The organism is Mycolicibacterium sp. XJ2546 (assembly GCF_053483195.1).
Genome location: NZ_JBEFRW010000011.1, coordinates 37,286 through 56,133, shown reverse-complemented (window position 1 = coordinate 56,133; position 18,848 = coordinate 37,286). Strand labels below are relative to the sequence as shown.

Here is an 18,848-nt window from a genome sequence, read left to right as displayed (position 1 = left end):
TTGATCTTGTGCCATGCGGTGATTGGACGAAGTGACACTCGTGCAAGTAAAAGTGATCTTGCGGCTGTTGTGCACCAGACGATGGGCGCAACCGCGCGTGCCCTGTTCGAGAAAGTGGACATCTGATGAGACGCATCCTGGCCTTGGTGATCGGGCTGGCCCTGTTGGGGGCGGCACCGGGGATCGCAACCGCTCAGCCGACCACGCCGACCACTCGGACCGCAGCCAACCAGCAGGCCGTCGACCTGGTGATCGCCCGTGGGCTTTCCCAGCGCGGTGTGCCGTTCTCGTACGGTGGCGGCGACGCATCCGGCCCGACCCGGGGCAGTGGCACCGCCGAGAACGTCGCCGGACTCGACCGTGAGGGTCACATCGTCGGGTTGGACCCGGCGGTGAGCACCGTCGGATTCGACGCATCCGGGCTGATGGTCTACGCGTACGCCGGGGCCGGGGTCAAACTGCCCCGCTCCTCGGGTGCGCAGTACCAGGTCGGCCAGAAAGTGGCGCCGTCCCAAGCCCTTCCCGGCGACCTGATCTTCTACGGCCCCGAAGGCACGCAGAGCGTGGCGATGTTCCTGGGCAACGGGCAGATGCTGGAAACCGCCGACTCGGGCGTCACGGTTTCCCCGGTGCGCACCGACAACATGGCGCCGTACCTGGTCCGCATCATCGCGTGACGGTGTCGGGCACCCGCCACACGTCTGGCGCCACGGGGTAGGCGATCGCCCGACGCACGGCCCCGGCGATCTCGGCGCCACGCTCGCGCTCCAGCAGCCACAGCGCCAGATCGACACCGGATGTCACACCGCCCGCGGTCACCACGGAGCCGTCGTCGACCACCCGGTGCTGCCTGATGGTCGCGCCGTATTGTGAAAGCTCCTCTAACGCAGCATGATTGGTGGTCGCGTTGCGGCCGTGCAGCAGGCCTGCCGCACCAAGTAGCAGCGCGCCGGTGCACACCGACGCCACCCAGCGCACCGAAGGGGCCAGCTCGGCGACGGCTCTGGGCAGCGTGCCGCGCCGAATCTCGCGTCGCACACCGGTATCCGCCGCGTCGATCCAGCTGCCGCCGGGCACCAGTAGGGCATCCGGTGTGCCCAGCGTCTCTGCGATCCGCATCTGCAAGCCGTACGCCGTGGTGACCGCGCCTGCGCCGTCGATACGCACCAGGGCCACCTCAATGCCGCTGTCGAGCGCGGCGGCCCGCGCGAACACCTCCCATGGCGCGACCACGTCGAGGGGATCGAACCCGTCGAACACCACGATCTCGATGCGCACGGCTTCTAGTTGAACATGTCCAGGACGAGCAGCACTCCGGTCGCGACAAACAGCAGCACGAGGATGGTCACGGCGATCAGCCCAGCGACCGCGGTGGGCGTCATCCGGTGCCGTGGGCGTTCTTCGGGCTCCGACAGCCCGGAGCTCTGTGCCGAATCCGGTGGGGTCGCGCCGGGCCGGACACCGCCGCCGGGTTCTAGATCTGGCGTCTGGGCGGGGTCTGGGTCAGGGGGTTGGGCAGTTGTCATGGCCCAGACCGCGTACCCGAATGTGCCGTTTTGACACGTGCACCGCCGAAATCAGCGGCCCTGCCAGCGGGGTGTGCGCTTCTCGCGCCAGGCCGTGATGCCCTCGGTGACGTCCTCGGTGGCGCCTGCCACCTTGCGCATGGTCTCGCCGAAGCGGACCGACTCGATCCAGCCCATGTTCTCGGTGCGCCAGGCCACCTCCTTGGTTGCCCGTTGGGCCAGCGGCGCCGCCTCGGTGAGGGTCTGCGCCCAGGCCAGCGCCTGGGCCTGCAGATCCTCGGGTTCCACCAGGCGCCACACCAGCCCGATCTCCTTGGCGCGCTCGGCGCTGATCGGCTTGCCGGTCAGCAGCAGTTCCATCGCGTCGGCCCAGCGCACCCGCTGGGGCAGGCGGATGGCACCGACGATGGTGGGCACCCCGATGGACACCTCCGGGTAACAGAACGTGGCCTCGGTGCTGGCGATCACGAAGTCGCAGAACAGCACGCCGGTCAGCCCGTAACCGATACACGGTCCGTGCACGGCGGCGATGGTCGGTTTGAACAGCTCCATACCGCTTTCGAAGGAGTTGATCGTCGGTTTCTCCCAGAACGTGCCCGCGAAGGTGCCGACCGCGCCTTCACCGTCCTTCAGGTCGCCGCCCGCGCAGAACACGTCGCCGTTGGCGGTCAGAATCCCCACCCAGGCGTCCTCGTCGTCGCGGAACCGGTTCCAGGCCGCGTTCAGGTCGTTGCGCAGGGCGCCGTTGATCGCGTTGCGAGCCTCGGGGCGGTTCAGGGTGATGGTGGCGATGTGGTCTTTGCACTCAAACGTGACGAGGCTCATGGCTGCACCCTAATGTCAGGGGACCTGACCTTGATGGGAGTACGTGATGACGTCAATAGTGGACGCGACTGACCGGCTTACCGGGCTGGCCCGCGGGATGCGCGAGCTCGTCGCGGCCGAGGCGGCCGAGTCTGAGCGCACGCGGACCCTCACGCCCGCGGTCGTCGAGGCGATGTGGGACACCGGGTTGATGTCCGCGTTCAATCCCGTCGCCGCTGGAGGAGTCGAACCGTCGTTCGCCGAGATGATCGAGACGTGGATCGAAATGGCCTGGCAGGACGGTTCTTTCGGGTGGATCGGCATCGCCAACCTGCCGTCGTCGTTCGCCGCGGCCTGTTACCTGCCCGACGAGGGGTTCGCGGAGGTGTTCACCGCCAACGACAACCGGGTCGCATTGGGCGGGCAGTTCTTTCCCAACGGTCAGGGCCACGCCGTCGACGGTGGTTACCGGATCAGCGGATCGTGGAGTTTCGGTTCGGGCACGGGGCACTCCGAATACGTGGCGGCGGGCTTTCTTCCGATGGACGACGGGGAAGTGCGCTGGATCAGCGAGGGGGTGCCCGATATGCAGGTGGCCGTGATACCCAGGGAACAGATCGGCTTCAACGACGGCTGGCACGTCCAGGGACTCAAGGCCACCGGCAGCTACGACTACAGCGCCGACGATGTGTTCGTACCGGCGAGCCGGACGTTTCCGCTGTTCACCCGTGAGCCGCGCCGCGGTGCGTCACCGGCCACCCGGATGGGGTTGATGGGCATGACCGCGGCCGGACACGCGTCGTGGGCGCTGGGGGTCGCCAAGAGCATGCTCGACGATGTCGAGGAGCTCGCCGCCACCAAGTTCCGGATGAGCGATATGGCGTCGCTGGCCAGCCGCCCGACGTTTCAGAAGGGTCTCGCGCACCACGTCGCGGCGTGGCGCGCCGCGCGGCTGCTGGTGCTGCAGGCGTTCGGTGACGCCGAAACCGCCGTCGCCTCGGGTGCGGAACTGACCCCGACGCTGCGTGCGGATATGCGGGTGGCCGCGGTCTACGCCACCGACGTGGCCCGCCAATGTGCCGAATGGGCCCATCTGGTCGCGGGTACCAGCGCGATCCGCGAGGGCACCCGCCTGGAGCGGGCGTTTCGCGACATGTACACCGGCACCCAACACGCCTTCATCAGCGAGAAGGTCGCCATCGACTCAGCGCAGGTGTGGCTGGGTGTCATCGAGGATCAGTTCGGCCTCTGATCACCCGGTACGGGCGACGAGTTCGGCGATGATGCGGCCGAGTTCGTCACCCCGCTGCTCCTGAATGAAGTGGCCCGCACCCGCGACCGTCGTGTGGGGCTGGCCCTTCGCGCCCGGAACGTGGTCGGCGAAGACCTTGTCCCAACCGCGCGTTGCCGGATCACCGTCGGAGTACGCCGTGAGAAACGGCCGTCGCCACGCACCGAGCACGGCCATCGTCTCGCGTCCGATTGCGGCACCGGAATCGTTGCGAGTCAACGGAATCAACGCCGTCATCTGCCGCAGGCCGGCGGTGAACCTGCGGTCCGGGAATGGCGCGTCGTAGGCAGCCAGGACATCCGGGGTCAGCGGCCCGGCCACCGCGTCGAGAAAAAAGCTCGGAACGAGTTCCGGTGACCTCTGGTAGAACGCCACGTAATCGAGGAGAGTCTCTTGATGAACGACCCGACCGTCGCCGACGCCGTGGTGCGGCCACTCGAGCTTGTCCGCGAGTCCGGGGTCGCAGGTGTGCAGGATCGTGTTGGTCGCGACGACGCGGGCGAACCGGTCAGGCTCGCGCGCGAGCACGCTGAGGCCGATGGGTCCGCCCCAGTCCTGTACGACCAGCGTGATATCGGTCAAATTCAGCCGTGTGATCGCATTGTGCACCCACTCGATGTGGCGTTTGAAGGTGTAGTCCGTCGGGTCGGTCAGCTTGTCCGACCGTCCGTAGCCGATGTTGTCAGGTGCGATCACGCGCAGGCCCGCCTCGAGCAGTACGCCGATAACGTGCCGATACAGATACGACCACGTGGGTTGACCATGCAGCAGCACGACGACGGGGGCATCGGCCGGTCCTTCGTCGACATAGTGCATTCGTACCGGCGGGATTGCCCGCGCATGCACCTCAACGTAGTTCGGCTCGAACGGGTAGCCGGGTAGCGCGGCGAAACGTTCGTCGGGCGTTCTCAGCACCTTCATAGCGCACCCTCGATGATCCGCGTGCGCAACGTCTTTCGGTCGAACTTGCCGCTGGGCAGGGTCGGGATCTGGTCGCCGCTGGTGATTACGACCCAGCGGGTGGGCACCTTGTACGCGGACAGTTGAGCGCGGGTGTGTTCGGCGAGGGACGTCAGGTCGACGCCGGCGTCGGCGGGTACGACGACGGCGCACACCTGCTCACCGCGCACCGGGTCGTCGACACCGAGCACCAGACACTGCGCGACTTCGGCGGATTCGTCGATGACGGCTTCCACTTCGAGCGGCGAGACGTTCGCGCCTGCGGCCTTGATGAGTTCGGTGGTGCGTCCGACATAGAACAGGCGCGGATCGCCGGTTCGGCGGTAGACGCGGTCGCCGGTGTGATACCAGCCGTCGTCGTCGAACGTCTCGCATCGCTCGCGCTTGTTGTAGCCCGCCATGACGCCGATGCCGCGCACCAGCAGTTCGCCGACGGTGCCGTCGGGGACCGGCGCGCCGGCGTCGTCGACGATGCGCATATCGGTGAAGACGAACCCGCCTGCGGTCTCGGTCATGGTGCGGTGCACCGGATATCCGTCGGGCACGTCGACCATCGCGACGTCCAGCGGTCCGTCCCGCAACATCGGAGCACTGGACAGGTCGCGGCTGGCGAACGTCGGGTGCTCACGCAGCTTCTGGGTGAACGCCGGCCAGCCGATCACGCCGGTGGCCTGCTCGCCCTCGACGAGGTCCAGCGCCGTGCCGGCGTCGAGTCGCGGCATCGTGATCACCGTGACAGGTTCGTGCAGCGCCCCGGTGACGGCGAGCAGGCCACCGATCCAGAAGAACGGCATCGCCGACAAGATCCGCGGCGGCCCTTCGGATTTGGTGACCATCCGTACCGCGCCGGCCCAGGTCGACGTCTGACGGACCAGCGTGCCGTGGGTGTGCAGCACGCCTTTGGGCTCCGCGGTGGAACCGGAGGTGTGCACCATGACCGCGAGGTCGGCGGGGCAGACCTCGGATTCGGCGGCGGCCAGCACCTCGGGTGAGACACCGGCGGCGCCGTCGTCGTACCGCATCGCCCAATCCCGGTGTGGCCCAGCGGTGAACACGATGCGGCGCAGATACGGCGCCGCGGTCAGCGCAAGCCGCTCGGCGCGCTGACCGGACAGTTGCGGCCACGCCGTTTCGAATCGGTCGGCGACGTCGATGCTCAACACCCGATCAGGTGCGACCAGCAGCGCGATGTCGGCCAGCCTGGCGACCTTGGCGATCTCGGCGGGGGTGTACAGGGTGCTCAACGGCACCGCCAGCGCACCGATGCGTGACACCGCGAGCCACCAGATGACCCAGTCCACGCCGTTGGGGAAGAACAGCCCCACGCGGGTGCCCTTACCGACCCCCTCGTGAAGCAGCCACCGCGCGATATGCGCTGAACGCTGTTCGGCCTGCTGGTAGGTGAGCCGGTCGGTCGGGGTGATCAGGTAGGAGTGCTGGCCGAAGTCGCGCGCGCTGCGGTGCAGAAGTGCGGGAACGGTCAGGTCTGGGAGCGTCACCCACCGATTGTCTCCGACCCGGCGATTTGAGGAGCCTTAGCCGCGGTGAGAGCGGCTGCCGCTCCACAAATCGCAGGCCGGGTGACCTGTCAGGCGCCCAGTGTGCGCTGGATGTCGGGCTTCATGGCGTTGAGCTGCGAACCCCAGTAGCCCCAGCCGTGGGTGCCGTTGGCCGGGAAGTTGAACGTGCCGTTGGAACCGCCGGCGGCCTGGTACTGGCGCTGGAAGTTCTTGTTGCTGTCCAGCGTGATGGTCTCGAGGAGCTGGCCGGCGATGTCGCCGCCGCCCCCGAGCTCGGACGGAATACCGTTGCCGGCGTACACCCAGATGCGGGTGCCGTTGCTCACCAGCCGTCCGACGTTGACGGTGGGGTCATTGCGCTGCCAAGCCGAACTGCCGGGGGGACCCCACATCGCCGTGGCGCTGAATCCGCCCGCGTCGCGCATCGCGACACCGACCAGCAGCGGCCAGATGCCCTCGGAGAGGTTCAGGAACCCCGACAGCGAAGCCGCATAGCGGAACTGGCCCGGGTGGTAGGCCGCCAGGATCAACGCCGCACTGCCCGACATCGACAGACCCACCACCGCGTTACCGGTGGGGGAGATCCCCTTGTTGGCTGCCAGATACGCGGGCAGCTCGGAGGTCAGGAACGTCTCCCACTGGTAGGTGTGGGTGCCGCCGTTGCCGACCGCAGGACTCTGCCAGTTGGTGTAGAAGCTCGACATGCCGCCGACCGGCATGACAACCGACAGCCCGGACTCGAAATAGCTCTCGAACGCGGCTGTCTCGATATCCCAGCCGCTGTTGTCGTCGCGGGCACGCAACCCGTCGAGCAGATAGACCGCATGGGGTCCGCCGCCCTGGAACTTGACCGGGATGTCGCGGCCCATGGCCGCCGACGGCACCATCAGCGTTTCGACGGGAAGGCCGGGACGCGAGTAGGCCGACGCGGTGGCTGTCGTGCCCGTCACGGCGGCAAGGCCCGGCAGGACCAAAGCGACCATCGCACCGACGAGCAGGCGTCGCACGAAACTGGATAAGAACGTCATATTTGTGAACCTCGCGAAATGCCGCACGGGGACGGCGGTGCCTGGATGACGCGGAAGTGCGCCGATGCTTGACGCCTGCCGCGGTCAGCGGACTGCTGCACACCATTTGTCGGCGTGAGCCGTTCGGGTGTTACGCCGTCTTCTCGAGGTCAGCAGCTCAGTTCGCCGACAGCCGCGCTGACGATCTCGCCCGCGGCGGGAATCGACACGCCGAGATCCTCACGCACCATCATGGCCGCATCCGAACTCGGCATGCCCTGGCCAACGACATTGCAGATTTTGTGGCCTTCAGCAATCAACTGTTCGGCCGTCAGGTATGGGTACCGGCTTTGCAGTTGGCGCAGGTATTCATCTTGGTCCGCCGCAGCCTGCGGCGCGAAAATCACCGAAGCGGCGAACAATACGATCAGCGCGCGCGCGAATTGCACCACACAATCACCTCCGAATAAGGGCCCCCGAACGCCACATACCAACCGCATCGGGTAATACATGTCACAGTCACAGCGTCGAGCTGCTTCGTAGGTCTAACTGTATTCGGCGCTCGCGCTTTGTCGAATCGACCCTCGCGACACGGGTGGCGTTATCGGGTCTGCGGAAGCCGGAAGTCGTCAGTATCCTCCTGATAAATGGCGCACGATCGTTTCGGCGGGACCGCCCGCTTCCGCCGTGGAGTGCAAATCGCGCTTCGCGGACGTCGCGACCCCGCACCCGTCGCCGGTCAACGTAGCCGCGCCACCAGCGGGGTGGGCGATATCCACACCCGCAAGGTTCTCGACCTGACGATCCGGCTCGCCGAGGTGATGCTGTCCTCGGGTTCGGGCACCGCGGATGTCGTCGCGACGGCCCAGGACGTCGCCCGGGCATATCGCCTCACCGACTGCGTGGTCGACATCTTCGTCACCACCGTCATCGTGTCGGCACTGCCAACCGCGGAGAGCCCGCCGCTGACCATTGTGCGCAGCGTGCGGGCCCGGTCGACCGACTACACCCGGTTGGGCGAGCTCGACCGGCTGGTGCAGCGCATCACCTCGGGTGGTGTGAGCGTCGAACAGGCCCATGAGGCCATGGACGAACTGACTGAGCGGCCGCACCCTTACCCGCGGTGGCTGGCGACGGCGGGCTGGGCGGGCTTCGCCCTCGGTATCGCCATGCTGCTCGGCGGCACCTGGCTCACCTGCCTGTTGGCCGCCGCCACGTCGGCGGTCATCGATCAAGTGGGCAGGCAGCTCAACCGAATCGGCACCCCGTTCTTCTTCCAACACGCGATCGGCGCGACGATCGCGACGTTGGTGGCGGTAGCGGCCTACTACTACGCCGGCCAGGGGCCGACCACGCTGGTGGCGACCGGCATCGTGATGTTGCTGTCCGGCATGACGTTCGTCGGGGCCATGCAGGACGCGGTGACCGGGTACATGCTCACCTCCGTCGCCCGGCTCGGTGAAGCCGTGTTGCTCACTGCAGGCATTGTCGTGGGGATTCTCGTTGGACTTCAGATCGGCACCATGGCGGGCGTCACGATCGAGTTGCATGTCGACGCGACGGAATCGTTCGTCACGCCGCACGGGGCGCTGCCGATCTTCCTCGCGGTGTTCGGCGCCGGGCTGGCGGGTGCGTCCCTGACGGTGACGAGCTATGCGCCGTTGCGGGCCATCGGCACCGCCGGGGTCGCGGCAGCGGCTGCGGAAGTGGTGTTGATCGGGCTCGGGACCGCTGGGTTCGGCCAGGTGTTCGCCAGCGGTGTCGCAGCCGTCGGCGTCGGCATCATCGCGACCGTGATCTCGATCCGGCGGCAGGCGCCCGCACTGGTGACGGCAACCGCGGGCATCATGCCGATGCTGCCTGGGCTTGCGGTGTTCCGGGCGGTGTTCTCCTTCGCTGTCGACGGCAACTTCGACAACGGGTTGCGCCAGATGATGGCCGCGGTCGCCACAGCGCTTGCGCTGGGCAGCGGCGTGGTGCTCGGCGAGTTCTTGGGTTCGCCGCTGCGGTACCGCGCAGGACGGATCGGCAACTTCTTACGTAAGGAGGGGCTGCCCGGCCTGCGCCGCGCTATCGGGCCCGTCGTACACCTGCAGCCGGCCGAAGCTGACCAAGCGGCGGGCAGCCACCGACCGTCGTCCCGAAGCGTCGCGCTGGAACCGCCCAAGTCCGACGAAGCCGACGACGACGATGAGGAAGAACCCGAACCTTCCGACGGCCGAGACGACGAGGCCAAGGACCCGTAGCGGCGTAACCGACAAGACGCCGCGCGCGTTACGGGCTAGCCTTACTCGGGTGACGAAGCGACGACGCGGCATGCGGTCCGCCACGGCAGTGCGGTTCGCGGCTGCGGGCGCGATGATCCTCGGCGGTGCGCTGGCCGCGGCCGGCCAGGCCGGCGCCGACCCCGTGCTCCCCATCCCGGCCGATCCGGGGGCGCCCAACCCGCCAGCGCCGCCGCCCGTCGGTGCGCCGCCCGTTCCAGAGATCGCACCGGTCTACGGCCAAGGACAGTCGCCGGGCCAGTTCGGCTTCCTGCGGGATCTTTGGCACACCTTCCACAGCGGCAACCCGCTGGCCGCGCTGACCGCGCCGTCTGCCGTCGCACCCGGTCCGCCGCCAGGGGCTGGGCCACCGCCGCCGTTGCCGCCGGGGCACATCTCGCTGACGGCCCCGGAGTCATCGACGCCGCCGGCGGAAGTCGCGGGGCCGCCGGTCCCTGTCGCGCCGGCACCGATCGAGCATCTGCCGCCGACGCCGTAACCGACCGATGAGCCGTGCGCCTTCGGGGTGTCTATATGGGCATGATCATCGTCGCCGGACATATCACCGTGAATCCCGCCCAGCGCGAGGGCTACCTCGCAACCTGCATGAGCGTTGTCGAACAGGGCCGTCGCGCACCTGGGTGTCTGGACTTCGCAATCACCGCCGACCTGATCGACCCCGGTCGCGTCAACGTCTTCGAGCGGTGGGAGTCGCGATCCGCGGTCGAAGCCTTCCGCGGCAGCGGACCCGATAACGACCACGGCGCAGCGATTATTTCGGCATCGGTCGCCGAATACGAAGTCGCCGATGCCCGCTCGTTGTTCGGGCCGGGTTGATCAGTTGGCGGCGTCGAGGATCTTGATCGCGAAAACGAGGGAGTCGCCGGGCTGGATACCCGCGGCGGGCTGGCCTTGCGGGTAGCCGTCCTCCGATGTCATCGCGACACCGACGGTGGATCCGACCGTCTGTCCCGCGATGGCTTTCTGGAAGCCCGGCACCACCCCGGTGAGCGGGAAGTCCACCGGGGCGCCGCGCTCGTAGCTGTTGTCGAACACGGTGCCGTCACGGCCGTTGACGCCCATGTAGCAGACCAACACCGTGGCCGAGTCTGCGACCACCGGCCCTTCACCGGCCTGCAGCGTCTGCACCTGCGTCTCGGTCACGCTGAACGGTGCGGTCACGTCGATCTTCGGCGCCGTCGTATCGGTGGATCCCGTGACTGCGACGCTGCCCGTGTCGCCGGTCAGGTTCCATTCAGCGGTGCCGGCGGCATCCGGCGGCGCAGACGGGCAAGCGTTGGCCGCTGCGGGCGGCGCCGATTCGGTGACGGAGGGTGCGACGAGTTCGTCGATAGACGGAGCACTGGTAGTTGTGGCGGTGGTCTCGGTATCGGAGCCACATGCGGCGAGCGTCATCGCGAAGGTCGCGGCGCAAGCCGCGATGACGACGGACGAGGGCCTACGGGAGAAGTTCACGCTGCGTCACGCTACAGCAGTCGTTGCCGTTGAAACCCGGCGCGTTTATATCGATGGCGTAGATACGTCGCCGAAAATACCGTCGAACAATTTGCTGAATACCCCGGCTACGCGGGTGGAGTGTCGGGCGCGGCCGCAATTAGGATTTCGAGGGGCGGCGGAGGACGCACGGGTTCCGGCCATGCGATCGGTTGATTCACCGGCGATATCGCGCATTGGAATCGGATGGGAGTCGACGTTGCTGAAATCGATGGTGAGCGTCGGTTTAGTTGATGTGCCACCGAACTCGGACGAACTCTTCTAATGTGAACTTCGCGGGCTTTCAGCTTTGGCCGCGTCGTCGAAAGAGATTAGCGCCGCTGATGTGAGGATGACGGTCTCGTGCATGGGGAAACGCGGGGGTGGGAATGGTCCGCTGGGCCGCACGATTGTGGAAGCAACAGGACCAATATGACTGGCTCAGCGCATACCTGAACGAGCGGGGACTCCAGAAGTTCTGGCGATACGCGACGTCCGCCTTCACGCTTGTGTTCGCTGCCTTGCCCATCCTGTTGCTGTGGAGTCCGGCCGGCCCCAACCACACCGCGACCACCGTCGTCGCCATCCTTGCCGTAGGAGTCGGCGTCGGCGGTGCACTGCTGTGGTTGCTGCGCTGGCCCACCCGGCGGCAGTCAGTGGTGTATTCCATTTCGGCCGGCATTGCGATCGGCGCAATGGCTCTTTCGATGTCCAACCCGTACACGGGTTTGATGGGGTGCACGATCTTCGCCGTCATCGGCGGTGTCGTCGCCTACTTCCACACCAGCGGCCTCACGATGGTCAACCTGGGCTTCGCCATGGTGTGCGCGACCATCCTCTCGTACCGGCTCATCTCCACCAGCGGCGACGTCGCGCTGGCGGTCGCGTCGTTCCTCACGGTCGGCGCGCTAAACATCGGTGTGCCCTTTGGGATCCAGTCGTTGATGCAGACGTTGCGAACCGACCTGCGCGGTTCCGACCGCGATTCGCTCACCGGGTTGCACAATCGGCGGTCGTTCCACAACACGGTCTATGAACTGATGATGCTCGATCGACCCCGTACGGGAATGTATCTCGTCATGGCGATGGTCGACCTCGACAACTTCAAGCAACTCAACGACACCCTCGGCCACGCCGCGGGTGATGAGGCCTTGGTGATGGTGAGCGCGACGCTTCAGGAGAACTGCCGCGCCACAGCGGTCATCTGTCGGCTCGGGGGAGAGGAGTTTTTGGTCGCCGACCTCGATGACAGCCCGAACCCAGCCAAGATGGCCGAGCGACTGCGCGGAGCTATCGCCAGAATCCCGTTTTCGGTGACTGCGAGTATCGGCACCGCGGGCGCACCGCTTGATGGCTACTCGCCCAGAGACAACCTCCAACTAATCGATGCGCTGATCCGCACTTCGGACCTGGCGATGTATGAGGCCAAACGCGCTGGCGGCAACCGCGTCTGCCACCATCCGACGCTGGTATCCGTCGACCGCGAAACAAACTGAGCGGTCAGTAATCCCAGACGGCAGGTACACACCGAAACACGTCGCCTGCATATGCCACCCGGCAAACCGACGGGAACGGCAGGTGAGTGGCCACCATCGACTCGCCGGTCGCCGCCAACTCGCGCAACAGGCCGACCCGCACCCGCACCGACTCCTCAGGATCGTGCTCAAAGCCGTTGTGCCACTCGGGGTTATCGAATCCTGGTGCGAACACAGCGTCGCCGGCGAATGTCAGTCGCTCGCCGCCGGAGGCGAGGCGGACAATGCTGTGTCCCGGAGTGTGGCCTCCCGTACGAGACACGAGCACACCCGGCGCCACTTCGTACTCGGACTCGAACGTTCGCAGCTGGCCGCGGTACTCGTCCAGGAACTGCGCGGCGACCCGCCGGAGCACGTCCGGCACTGGCTGAGGCATATCGGTCCGGGAGAAATCGGGCGCCTCCCAGAACTCGGCCTCGAGGCTCGCCACGTGAATCTGCAGATCCGGGCGAAGCCGCTCCTTCAACCCTTCGGTGAGCAGGCCGCCGACGTGATCCATGTGTAAATGGGTGAGCACCACGTCGGTCACGCTTGCGGGATCGATCCCGGCGGCCGCCATCCGCCGGCCCAACTGCCCGGCCCGCGGAAAGTCCGGAAACTCCAAGCCCAGCCCGGCGTCGACGAGGATGGTCCGCTGGCCGCTGCGCACCACGACCACGTTCAGCGGCCAGTCGAGCACATCCGGTGGCAGAAACCTGTCGTTCAGCCAACCTTCGAACTCGACTGCGTCGGCGTTGGTCGCCATCGTCTTGCTGGTGATCGGCAATACTCCGTCGCTGATCACCAACACCTCGATGTCGCCGACCGCCACCGCATATCGCGAGGGCACCAACTCGTCGAGCCCTTGGGTACCGAAGTGGGAAACGTTGTCCAAGCTCATGGTTCTCCTCCTGAGCGCCTTGTCCCGAAGACATGGGATTGCCCTGTCTTTCCCGTAGAACGCGCCGCAGTGCGAGGAGTTATCCAGAGGGGGCGGTGACCACGAGTTCGTGGTCACCGGTGGCCCAGGCGGATTCGAACACATCGATGCTGACCTGCTCGCCGCGCGTGTCGTCGCTGCCGCTGTCGCCGAGATAGACCGCGTCGTTGTCGAAATCGATGGCCGCGACGGTGATCATGTGACCGCAGTTGGTCCGGTCGCCTTCGGTGTCCCAGATGATGCGGGAGTTCACGCACACCATCGCCTGTTGCCCGTTGCCGAGATAGCCGGCCAGCGCGTCGATGCCGGTGTCGAACCCGCCGTCGGCGGCTTCGGCGTCGTTGGTGTAATCCGCGTCGATCCCGTAGTGCTCCAGGAGGAGCAGCAGATCGGTCGAGCAGGTGCCGTGGCCGACGCCGCCGTCGCTGGGATCGACACTCTCGTCGTACACCGGTTCGCCTGGTGAGCACTGGCTTGGCGTGGCGGCTGCAAGGTCGATGATCTCGCGTTCGGTGGGGGCAGTACCGGTGACTTCACCGACGACCATGCGGGTGGCCATCAGACCGCAGTCGCTCTCGCTCTGCTGCGCCCAGAACCGGGTGGCGGCCCCGGGGTCTCCGTAGACGCCGCCGAGGATTGCGGTGTCGTCGTCCTCGGTGTCGTCTTGAATCGCATCGACGCTTCGCGGGGTACGCGGTTCGTCGTGCCCGCGACAGGTGAACGTCGGCGTTTCCGGCGCGGCTACCGCAGCCTCCGGCGGGGCTGCCGCAGGTTCTGTCGTGCCCCCGCAGGCGACGCCGGCTACGACCGCCAATCCGGCGATAACCGTGGCTATGAACCTGATTCGGGCTGGTTCACCTCTTCGGCGCAGTGCCACCCCGTGAAATTAGCAGATAGTTGTCCCGGCTAAGCACTTTTACGGTGTTCGATCGCGAACTGACGGATACACGCATTGATCTCGTCAGGGATCTCGGCTGGCAAGGCGTGGGACGCGGTGGGCCAGAGGTGATATCGCCACGCCGGCACCACGGACTGCATCCGTCGAATTCCCTTTCTGAATCGTGAACGGTGTTGCCCGCCAGAAGAACTTGGACCGGGATAGATACTGAACGCAACAGACGGTCGCTGGGGAAGCGCAGCGCTGGTGTGCGCACGGGTGGAGCGAAGGCCGCGAATCCTGCCGTGAACAACCGGGCAAGCGTATCGATGGAGCTGCCCGGTGTGGGGTGGCCCGCAATCCATGCCGCGGCTCTTCCGGCTCGCACGGAACGTGGGCGCGACATTATGAGCGCAAGACTTCGCCAGAACGTTGCAGAAGTCCGCGCCACCGTGCTGGCCGGATCAACCAGTGTCACGGTCGCCAGCCGACCGGGCGCACGCGCCGCAGTGTGGGTGGCGAGCCAACCGCCGTACGAATGCCCGACGAGGTGTACTGCACGCAGTCTCAGCCCCTCGAGGACTTCGTCGATGCTGCGTGCGCAATCTGCGGGAGCGAACATCGTTTTCGACTGAATGCTTGCCCCGGGTTGGCCCAACATATCCAACGTGTAAACGGTGAAATCGCTTGCCAACCCCGCGACTTGCTCCCACCACATCGCCGACGTCAGGAAAAAGCCGTGTATCAGCACGACGGGTATGCCGTCGGCCGGCCCGTGCTGGTATACCCGAACGGTGCCGAACCTGGTTGGAACGTCGTGTACGACATTCGGTGGCGGGCTCAGCGCCCGTAACTCGTCATACGCTGCCAGATAGTGCCTGCGCGCGTCGGCGCACTTGAACCCGCCGTCAGCTAAGCCCAGCAAGAACACCTCCTGCCGACGCGGCAATGCACGATCGAGCCACGGTAACGCTCAACAAATCCTTCTTACCGCAAAATCGCCATGAGGTAGCCTCAGCCGTTGAGAACGGTCACATCCGTGTATGCGGGTGTCAGGGAATCCGGTGGGAATCCGGAACTGGCGCGCAGCGGTATGGGGGACGGGCTCGACATTAGTCACTGGGAGGCCACTGGAATCCTGGGAAGGCGTCGAGTCCGGACGATCCCGAGTCCGAAGACCTGCCGTTCTCACTTGTGTCCACCGGTATCTCGCGCTCGGATACCCCGGCATATTGAGGCAAGTTCTCGACGTGACTGTCACCGAGAAGACACTTCGTCGCACCGGCGCGACGCCCGTGCCGACGGTGCGACGTGTCTCGGTTGTCGCACTGACCACGGTGCTCGCGATCCTCACGGCGGTGAGCATCGTCGTCTCGGTCGCCTTCGGCGCCGAGCAGATTCCGCTAGGTGACGTGTGGCGCACCGTCATCGGCCGCTTCACCGGCGCAACCGTCGAGACGGGATACGACGTCATCGTCTGGGATCTGCGCTTGCCGCGCTCGGTGCTGGCGGCGATCGTCGGCGCGGGTCTGGCGCTGGCCGGCGCGCTGATGCAGGCCCTGGTCCGCAACCCGCTGGCCGAACCGTATCTGCTGGGCGTCTCGGCGGGTGCGGCGGTGGGCGCGACGGCAGTGATGACGCTGGGCGCGCTGGCCGGGCTGGGGATATGGGCGCTGTCCGGCGGTGCGCTGATGGGCGCGCTGGTCGCGACGCTGACCGTCTATCTGGTGGCGCGCGCCCAGGGCGGGCTCACCGCGCTGCGCCTGATCCTGTCCGGCGTGGTGCTGTCGTCGGCGTTCATGGCGTTGTCGTCGCTGCTGGTGTTCACGGCGGGCGATCCGCACGCCGCCGAAAGCGTGATGTTCTGGCTGCTCGGCAGCGTCGCCGGTGCGACGTGGGCGAAGGTGCCGCTCGCCGGTGCGGTGGTGCTGATCTCGTTCATCGGGGCGCTGCTGATCCATTCGTGGCTCGACGCCTACGCCGCAGGCGCCGACACGGCCACCTCCCTCGGCGTGCCGGTACCCGCCCTGCGCAACGCACTGTTTCTGATCCAGGCGGTCCTGGTCGGTGTGCTGGTCGCTGTCTCCGGCGGCATCGGGTTCGTCGGGCTCATCGTGCCGCACGCCGCGCGGCTGGTGGTGGGGGCAACCCATCGCGCGATGCTGCCGGTCGCCGTCTGCACCGGGGCGTTGTTTCTGGTGTGGGTCGACGTGATCTCGCGCGAGATGGCAGCACCGCGGGAGATGCCGCTGGGCATCGTCACCGGTCTGATCGGCGCACCGGTGTTCCTGTTCCTGATGGGGCGCCGCCGCTACGAGTTCGGAAACAGCACATGAGTGCGGCCGCGATGTGCGCGCAGGGCATCGAGTGTCGCCGCGGTGGCAGAACCGTGGTGGCCGGTGTGGATCTGGCGATTCCCGCCGGCACCCGGTTGGCGGTGGTCGGGCCGAACGGCTCAGGTAAGACCACGCTGCTGCGTGTCCTGTCGGGCTTGGACGCGCCGGCGTCCGGGGCGATCCGGGTCGACGGGGAAGATCTGCACCGCATGCCCGCCCGGCGCCGGGCCCACACGATCGCGGTGGTCGGGCAGGAGGAGCGGCCTTCGGGTGAGCTCACGGTCGCCGAAGCCGTCGGGCTGGGGCGGACCCCGTACCGCAATCCGTGGTCGGGCGCGGGGCTGGGAGAGCAGGGCATCATCGACGACGCGCTGGACGCCGTTGGGCTGCGCGGATGGGGCGATCGGTCGTGCTCACAACTCTCCGGTGGTGAGCGCCACCGCGTCGTGCTTGCGCGGGCGCTGGCTCAGCGCACATCGGTACTCGTACTCGACGAACCCACCAACCACCTCGATGCCGCTTGGCGGCTGAGGTTCATGCGGATCCTCGATGACCTCGAATGCACGGTCGTCGCCGCGATGCACGACCTCGACCTCGTACTACGGCATTTCGACGCGGTCGCCGTCGTCGCCGGCGGGACCCTCTTCGCGCACGGGCCACCCACCGAGGTGCTGAACTCGCGGCTGTTGTGGGAGGTGTTCGACGTTGCCGGTGACGTCGTCGCCCATCCCACGACGGGCCGTAGCCATCTCCTGCTCACCCACGCCGATCCGGCATTCAACGAATCACGAGGAATATGACAGTGGCACAACACCTTCGGGTCAGCCTGGCCCTTTCCGCACTGTTGGTGGGCTTGAGCACCGCGTGCGGGTCGCCGACCGACGCGTCTTCTCCCGCCGACACGGTGACCGTCACCAACTGCGGTGAGGAGGTCACCTACGAGCAGCCGCTGGAGCGATTGTTTGTCAACGACGGCGGAATGATCGCGATCGCATTGGCCGCCGGCGCGCGTGAGCAGATGACCGCGGTAAGTTCCATGGCCCGCGACGTGGACGTACTGCGACTCGAATACGGTTCGCAGGTCGACGATCTCAACGAAGTGGCGCCGGCACAACCGACCCTGGAGAACATCGTCGGCGCGCAGCCGCAGGTGCTTTTCGCCGGGTTCAATTACGGCATGGGGGAGGCACGGGGGATCACGCCGGAAATCCTTGCGACACACGGCATTGACGTCTACCAGCTGTCGGAGGCATGCCGCCAGATCGAGGGGGAGGCCAAGCGCGGCACCATGGACCCGTGGGTCGCGCTTGACACCGACCTGCGCAACATCGGCACCATCACCGGAAACGCCGAGCAGGGCGCGCGAGCGGCCGACGATATCGTCGCGAGGCTGCAAACCTTGCGTGCCGCACCGCAACCCGAGCAGAAGCCGACCGTCTTCCTCTTCGACAGCGGCAAGGACACCATATTCTCGTCCGGCGCGTTCGGCGGGCCCCAGGGCATCATCGACGCTGCCGGGGCCCGTAACGCCACCGAAGATGTCCAGGACACCTGGACGACGGTGAGCTGGGAACGGATCACCACCGCCGATCCCGACCTGATCGTGTTCGTCGACTACCCGGGCCAGACGGCCGAGGAGAAGATTGCAGCGTTGAAGAGCAACCCGGCGAGCCGGAACCTCAGGGCGGTCCGTGAGAACCGGTTCATCAACCTGCCCTACGCCATGTGGGTGTCCAGCCCGCTGAACATCGACGCCGCGGAGACGCTGCGATCAGTGCTCGAAAAGCACGGTCTTGCACCACAATCGGGTATCACGCCGAGCCTTGACGTGGCACAGCTCGATCTTCCGGGCAACGATTGGTTGAAGTGACCTTCTAGGTGCGCTTGAGTGCGAGCACGGGGATGGTGCGGATGCCGGCGGTTTTCTGCTCGTACTCGCCGAAGCCGGGATAGCGGCGGGCTTGTTCGCCGTAGATGCGGTCGCGGTCGGCACCGGAGATCTCGGTGACGCTGACGTCATAGGTTTCGGTGCCGACCTCGACGCGCGCGGTGCCGGCTGACGTGAGGTTGTAGTACCAGGCGGGATGCGTCGGGGCGCCCGCCTTGGAGGCGAACACGTAGATGGTGTCGGGATCGTCGTCGTCGGGCAGGTACATCGTGGGCGTGACGTTCTGCTTACCGGTCTTGCGGCCGGTGTGGTGGATGAGGACCATCGGAGCGCCTTCGAAGTTGCCGCCGACCCGGCCGTCGTTTGCGCGGAACTCATTGATTATCTGCGTGTTCCAGTCACTCATCGTGTTGACATTACGCCGACC

21 protein-coding genes and 1 riboswitch are annotated in these 18,848 nt (G+C 66.5%); of the genes, 9 read left to right on the top strand and 12 right to left on the bottom strand.

The genetic code is table 11. The features are described 5' to 3' along the window. The first annotated feature begins 125 nt into the window (after positions 1–125). Positions 126–677 carry an NlpC/P60 family peptidoglycan-binding protein RipD gene (gene ripD / locus ABQE44_RS18055; RefSeq protein WP_448431170.1) on the top strand — a complete coding sequence of 184 codons (552 nt, stop codon included), beginning with the start codon at positions 126–128 and terminating at the stop codon, positions 675–677. On the opposite strand, the gene ABQE44_RS18050 is transcribed toward ripD, so the two are convergent. From ABQE44_RS18050 to ABQE44_RS18040, 3 genes are read right to left on the bottom strand one after another with little or no spacing between them, the layout of a single operon-like run. After that, complete coding sequence (locus ABQE44_RS18050) at positions 667–1,278, bottom strand: DJ-1/PfpI family protein (RefSeq protein WP_448393866.1); 612 nt, start codon at positions 1,276–1,278, stop codon at positions 667–669. The two genes, ripD and ABQE44_RS18050, sit on opposite strands and share 11 nt — an antisense overlap. 5 nt (positions 1,279–1,283) lie before the next feature. Next, on the bottom strand, positions 1,284–1,526 hold the full coding sequence (locus ABQE44_RS18045) for a DUF6480 family protein (protein WP_448431168.1): 243 nt from the start codon (positions 1,524–1,526) through the stop codon (positions 1,284–1,286). 51 nt (positions 1,527–1,577) lie between these two features. Beyond that, entirely contained in the window at positions 1,578–2,351 is a 774-nt protein-coding gene (locus tag ABQE44_RS18040; RefSeq protein ID WP_448393864.1) for an enoyl-CoA hydratase/isomerase family protein, read from the bottom strand. A 46-nt stretch (positions 2,352–2,397) separates the two neighbouring features. Between ABQE44_RS18040 and ABQE44_RS18035 the strand changes: the two genes are divergently transcribed. Then, positions 2,398–3,582 carry an acyl-CoA dehydrogenase family protein gene (locus ABQE44_RS18035; RefSeq protein WP_448431166.1) on the top strand — a complete coding sequence of 395 codons (1,185 nt, stop codon included), beginning with the start codon at positions 2,398–2,400 and terminating at the stop codon, positions 3,580–3,582. Here ABQE44_RS18035 and ABQE44_RS18030 read toward each other — a convergent pair whose 3' ends face one another. From ABQE44_RS18030 to ABQE44_RS18015, 4 genes are all read right to left on the bottom strand, one after another. Then, positions 3,583–4,542, bottom strand: a complete 960-nt coding sequence (locus ABQE44_RS18030) for a haloalkane dehalogenase (protein ID WP_448431164.1) — start codon at positions 4,540–4,542, stop codon at positions 3,583–3,585. Further along, positions 4,539–6,080: a class I adenylate-forming enzyme family protein gene (locus ABQE44_RS18025; RefSeq protein WP_448431162.1), complete on the bottom strand. Its 1,542-nt coding sequence runs from the start codon at positions 6,078–6,080 to the stop codon at positions 4,539–4,541. Before ABQE44_RS18025 ends, ABQE44_RS18030 begins: the two co-directional genes overlap by 4 nt. A gap of 89 nt (positions 6,081–6,169) precedes the next feature. Further along, entirely contained in the window at positions 6,170–7,129 is a 960-nt protein-coding gene (locus ABQE44_RS18020) for an esterase family protein (RefSeq protein ID WP_448393860.1), read from the bottom strand. 149 nt (positions 7,130–7,278) lie between these two features. Continuing rightward, positions 7,279–7,560, bottom strand: a complete 282-nt coding sequence (locus ABQE44_RS18015) for a DUF732 domain-containing protein (protein WP_448431160.1) — start codon at positions 7,558–7,560, stop codon at positions 7,279–7,281. Between the two features lie 195 nt (positions 7,561–7,755). Between ABQE44_RS18015 and ABQE44_RS18010 the strand changes: the two genes are divergently transcribed. From ABQE44_RS18010 to ABQE44_RS18000, 3 genes are read left to right on the top strand one after another with little or no spacing between them, the layout of a single operon-like run. After that, positions 7,756–9,354: a threonine/serine exporter family protein gene (locus ABQE44_RS18010; RefSeq protein ID WP_448393858.1), complete on the top strand. Its 1,599-nt coding sequence runs from the start codon at positions 7,756–7,758 to the stop codon at positions 9,352–9,354. A gap of 49 nt (positions 9,355–9,403) precedes the next feature. Further along, the gene (locus tag ABQE44_RS18005; RefSeq protein WP_448393857.1) at positions 9,404–9,871 is read left to right on the top strand and encodes a hypothetical protein; all 468 of its coding nucleotides are present in this window, start codon (positions 9,404–9,406) and stop codon (positions 9,869–9,871) included. A gap of 41 nt (positions 9,872–9,912) precedes the next feature. Beyond that, entirely contained in the window at positions 9,913–10,209 is a 297-nt protein-coding gene (locus ABQE44_RS18000; RefSeq protein ID WP_448394076.1) for a putative quinol monooxygenase, read from the top strand. Here ABQE44_RS18000 and ABQE44_RS17995 read toward each other — a convergent pair whose 3' ends face one another. After that, positions 10,210–10,848: an FKBP-type peptidyl-prolyl cis-trans isomerase gene (locus tag ABQE44_RS17995; protein WP_448431159.1), complete on the bottom strand. Its 639-nt coding sequence runs from the start codon at positions 10,846–10,848 to the stop codon at positions 10,210–10,212. A gap of 539 nt (positions 10,849–11,387) precedes the next feature. Between ABQE44_RS17995 and ABQE44_RS17990 the strand changes: the two genes are divergently transcribed. Continuing rightward, positions 11,388–12,362, top strand: coding sequence for a GGDEF domain-containing protein (locus ABQE44_RS17990; RefSeq protein WP_448431157.1), 975 nt, complete (start codon positions 11,388–11,390; stop codon positions 12,360–12,362). Positions 12,363–12,366: 4 nt separating this feature from the next. Here ABQE44_RS17990 and ABQE44_RS17985 read toward each other — a convergent pair whose 3' ends face one another. From ABQE44_RS17985 to ABQE44_RS17975, 3 genes are all read right to left on the bottom strand, one after another. After that, positions 12,367–13,281 carry an MBL fold metallo-hydrolase gene (locus ABQE44_RS17985; protein ID WP_448393854.1) on the bottom strand — a complete coding sequence of 305 codons (915 nt, stop codon included), beginning with the start codon at positions 13,279–13,281 and terminating at the stop codon, positions 12,367–12,369. A 79-nt stretch (positions 13,282–13,360) separates the two neighbouring features. After that, positions 13,361–14,134, bottom strand: coding sequence for a hypothetical protein (locus ABQE44_RS17980; protein ID WP_448393853.1), 774 nt, complete (start codon positions 14,132–14,134; stop codon positions 13,361–13,363). Between the two features lie 40 nt (positions 14,135–14,174). Beyond that, positions 14,175–14,915, bottom strand: a complete 741-nt coding sequence (locus ABQE44_RS17975) for an alpha/beta fold hydrolase (RefSeq protein ID WP_448394075.1) — start codon at positions 14,913–14,915, stop codon at positions 14,175–14,177. Between the two features lie 293 nt (positions 14,916–15,208). Further along, positions 15,209–15,398: riboswitch (cobalamin riboswitch) on the top strand. Positions 15,399–15,492: 94 nt separating this feature from the next. Here ABQE44_RS17975 and ABQE44_RS17970 point away from each other — a divergent pair. The 3 genes from ABQE44_RS17970 to ABQE44_RS17960 are packed head-to-tail and all read left to right on the top strand — an operon-like array spanning position 15,493 to position 18,403. After that, positions 15,493–16,533, top strand: coding sequence for a FecCD family ABC transporter permease (locus tag ABQE44_RS17970; protein ID WP_448394074.1), 1,041 nt, complete (start codon positions 15,493–15,495; stop codon positions 16,531–16,533). Further along, positions 16,530–17,333, top strand: coding sequence for an ABC transporter ATP-binding protein (locus ABQE44_RS17965; RefSeq protein WP_448431155.1), 804 nt, complete (start codon positions 16,530–16,532; stop codon positions 17,331–17,333). The genes ABQE44_RS17970 and ABQE44_RS17965 overlap by 4 nt, the downstream gene beginning before the upstream one ends. Beyond that, positions 17,330–18,403 (top strand): ABC transporter substrate-binding protein, encoded by a 1,074-nt coding sequence (locus tag ABQE44_RS17960; RefSeq protein WP_448393851.1) that lies wholly within the window; start codon positions 17,330–17,332, stop codon positions 18,401–18,403. Before ABQE44_RS17965 ends, ABQE44_RS17960 begins: the two co-directional genes overlap by 4 nt. Positions 18,404–18,407: 4 nt before the next feature. Here the strand turns inward: ABQE44_RS17960 and ABQE44_RS17955 are convergent, their stop codons facing one another. Next, positions 18,408–18,827, bottom strand: a complete 420-nt coding sequence (locus ABQE44_RS17955) for a nitroreductase family deazaflavin-dependent oxidoreductase (RefSeq protein ID WP_448431153.1) — start codon at positions 18,825–18,827, stop codon at positions 18,408–18,410. Between the last annotated feature and the right edge of the window lie 21 nt (positions 18,828–18,848).

What these genes read in the sequence shown, in the direction of transcription:
- ABQE44_RS17985 (WP_448393854.1), bottom strand. Translation starts at nt 13,281, where the DNA reads ATGAGCTTGGACAACGTTTCCCACTTCGGTACCCAAGGGCTCGACGAG.
- ABQE44_RS18035 (WP_448431166.1), top strand. Translation starts at nt 2,398, where the DNA reads ATGACGTCAATAGTGGACGCGACTGACCGGCTTACCGGGCTGGCCCGC.
- ABQE44_RS17975 (WP_448394075.1), bottom strand. Translation starts at nt 14,915, where the DNA reads ATGTGGTGGGAGCAAGTCGCGGGGTTGGCAAGCGATTTCACCGTTTAC.
- ABQE44_RS18040 (WP_448393864.1), bottom strand. Translation starts at nt 2,351, where the DNA reads ATGAGCCTCGTCACGTTTGAGTGCAAAGACCACATCGCCACCATCACC.
- ABQE44_RS18030 (WP_448431164.1), bottom strand. Translation starts at nt 4,542, where the DNA reads ATGAAGGTGCTGAGAACGCCCGACGAACGTTTCGCCGCGCTACCCGGC.
- ABQE44_RS18020 (WP_448393860.1), bottom strand. Translation starts at nt 7,129, where the DNA reads ATGACGTTCTTATCCAGTTTCGTGCGACGCCTGCTCGTCGGTGCGATG.
- ripD (WP_448431170.1), top strand. Translation starts at nt 126, where the DNA reads ATGAGACGCATCCTGGCCTTGGTGATCGGGCTGGCCCTGTTGGGGGCG.
- ABQE44_RS17965 (WP_448431155.1), top strand. Translation starts at nt 16,530, where the DNA reads ATGAGTGCGGCCGCGATGTGCGCGCAGGGCATCGAGTGTCGCCGCGGT.
- ABQE44_RS18010 (WP_448393858.1), top strand. Translation starts at nt 7,756, where the DNA reads ATGGCGCACGATCGTTTCGGCGGGACCGCCCGCTTCCGCCGTGGAGTG.
- ABQE44_RS18000 (WP_448394076.1), top strand. Translation starts at nt 9,913, where the DNA reads ATGATCATCGTCGCCGGACATATCACCGTGAATCCCGCCCAGCGCGAG.
- ABQE44_RS17960 (WP_448393851.1), top strand. Translation starts at nt 17,330, where the DNA reads ATGACAGTGGCACAACACCTTCGGGTCAGCCTGGCCCTTTCCGCACTG.
- ABQE44_RS17955 (WP_448431153.1), bottom strand. Translation starts at nt 18,827, where the DNA reads ATGAGTGACTGGAACACGCAGATAATCAATGAGTTCCGCGCAAACGAC.
- ABQE44_RS18045 (WP_448431168.1), bottom strand. Translation starts at nt 1,526, where the DNA reads ATGACAACTGCCCAACCCCCTGACCCAGACCCCGCCCAGACGCCAGAT.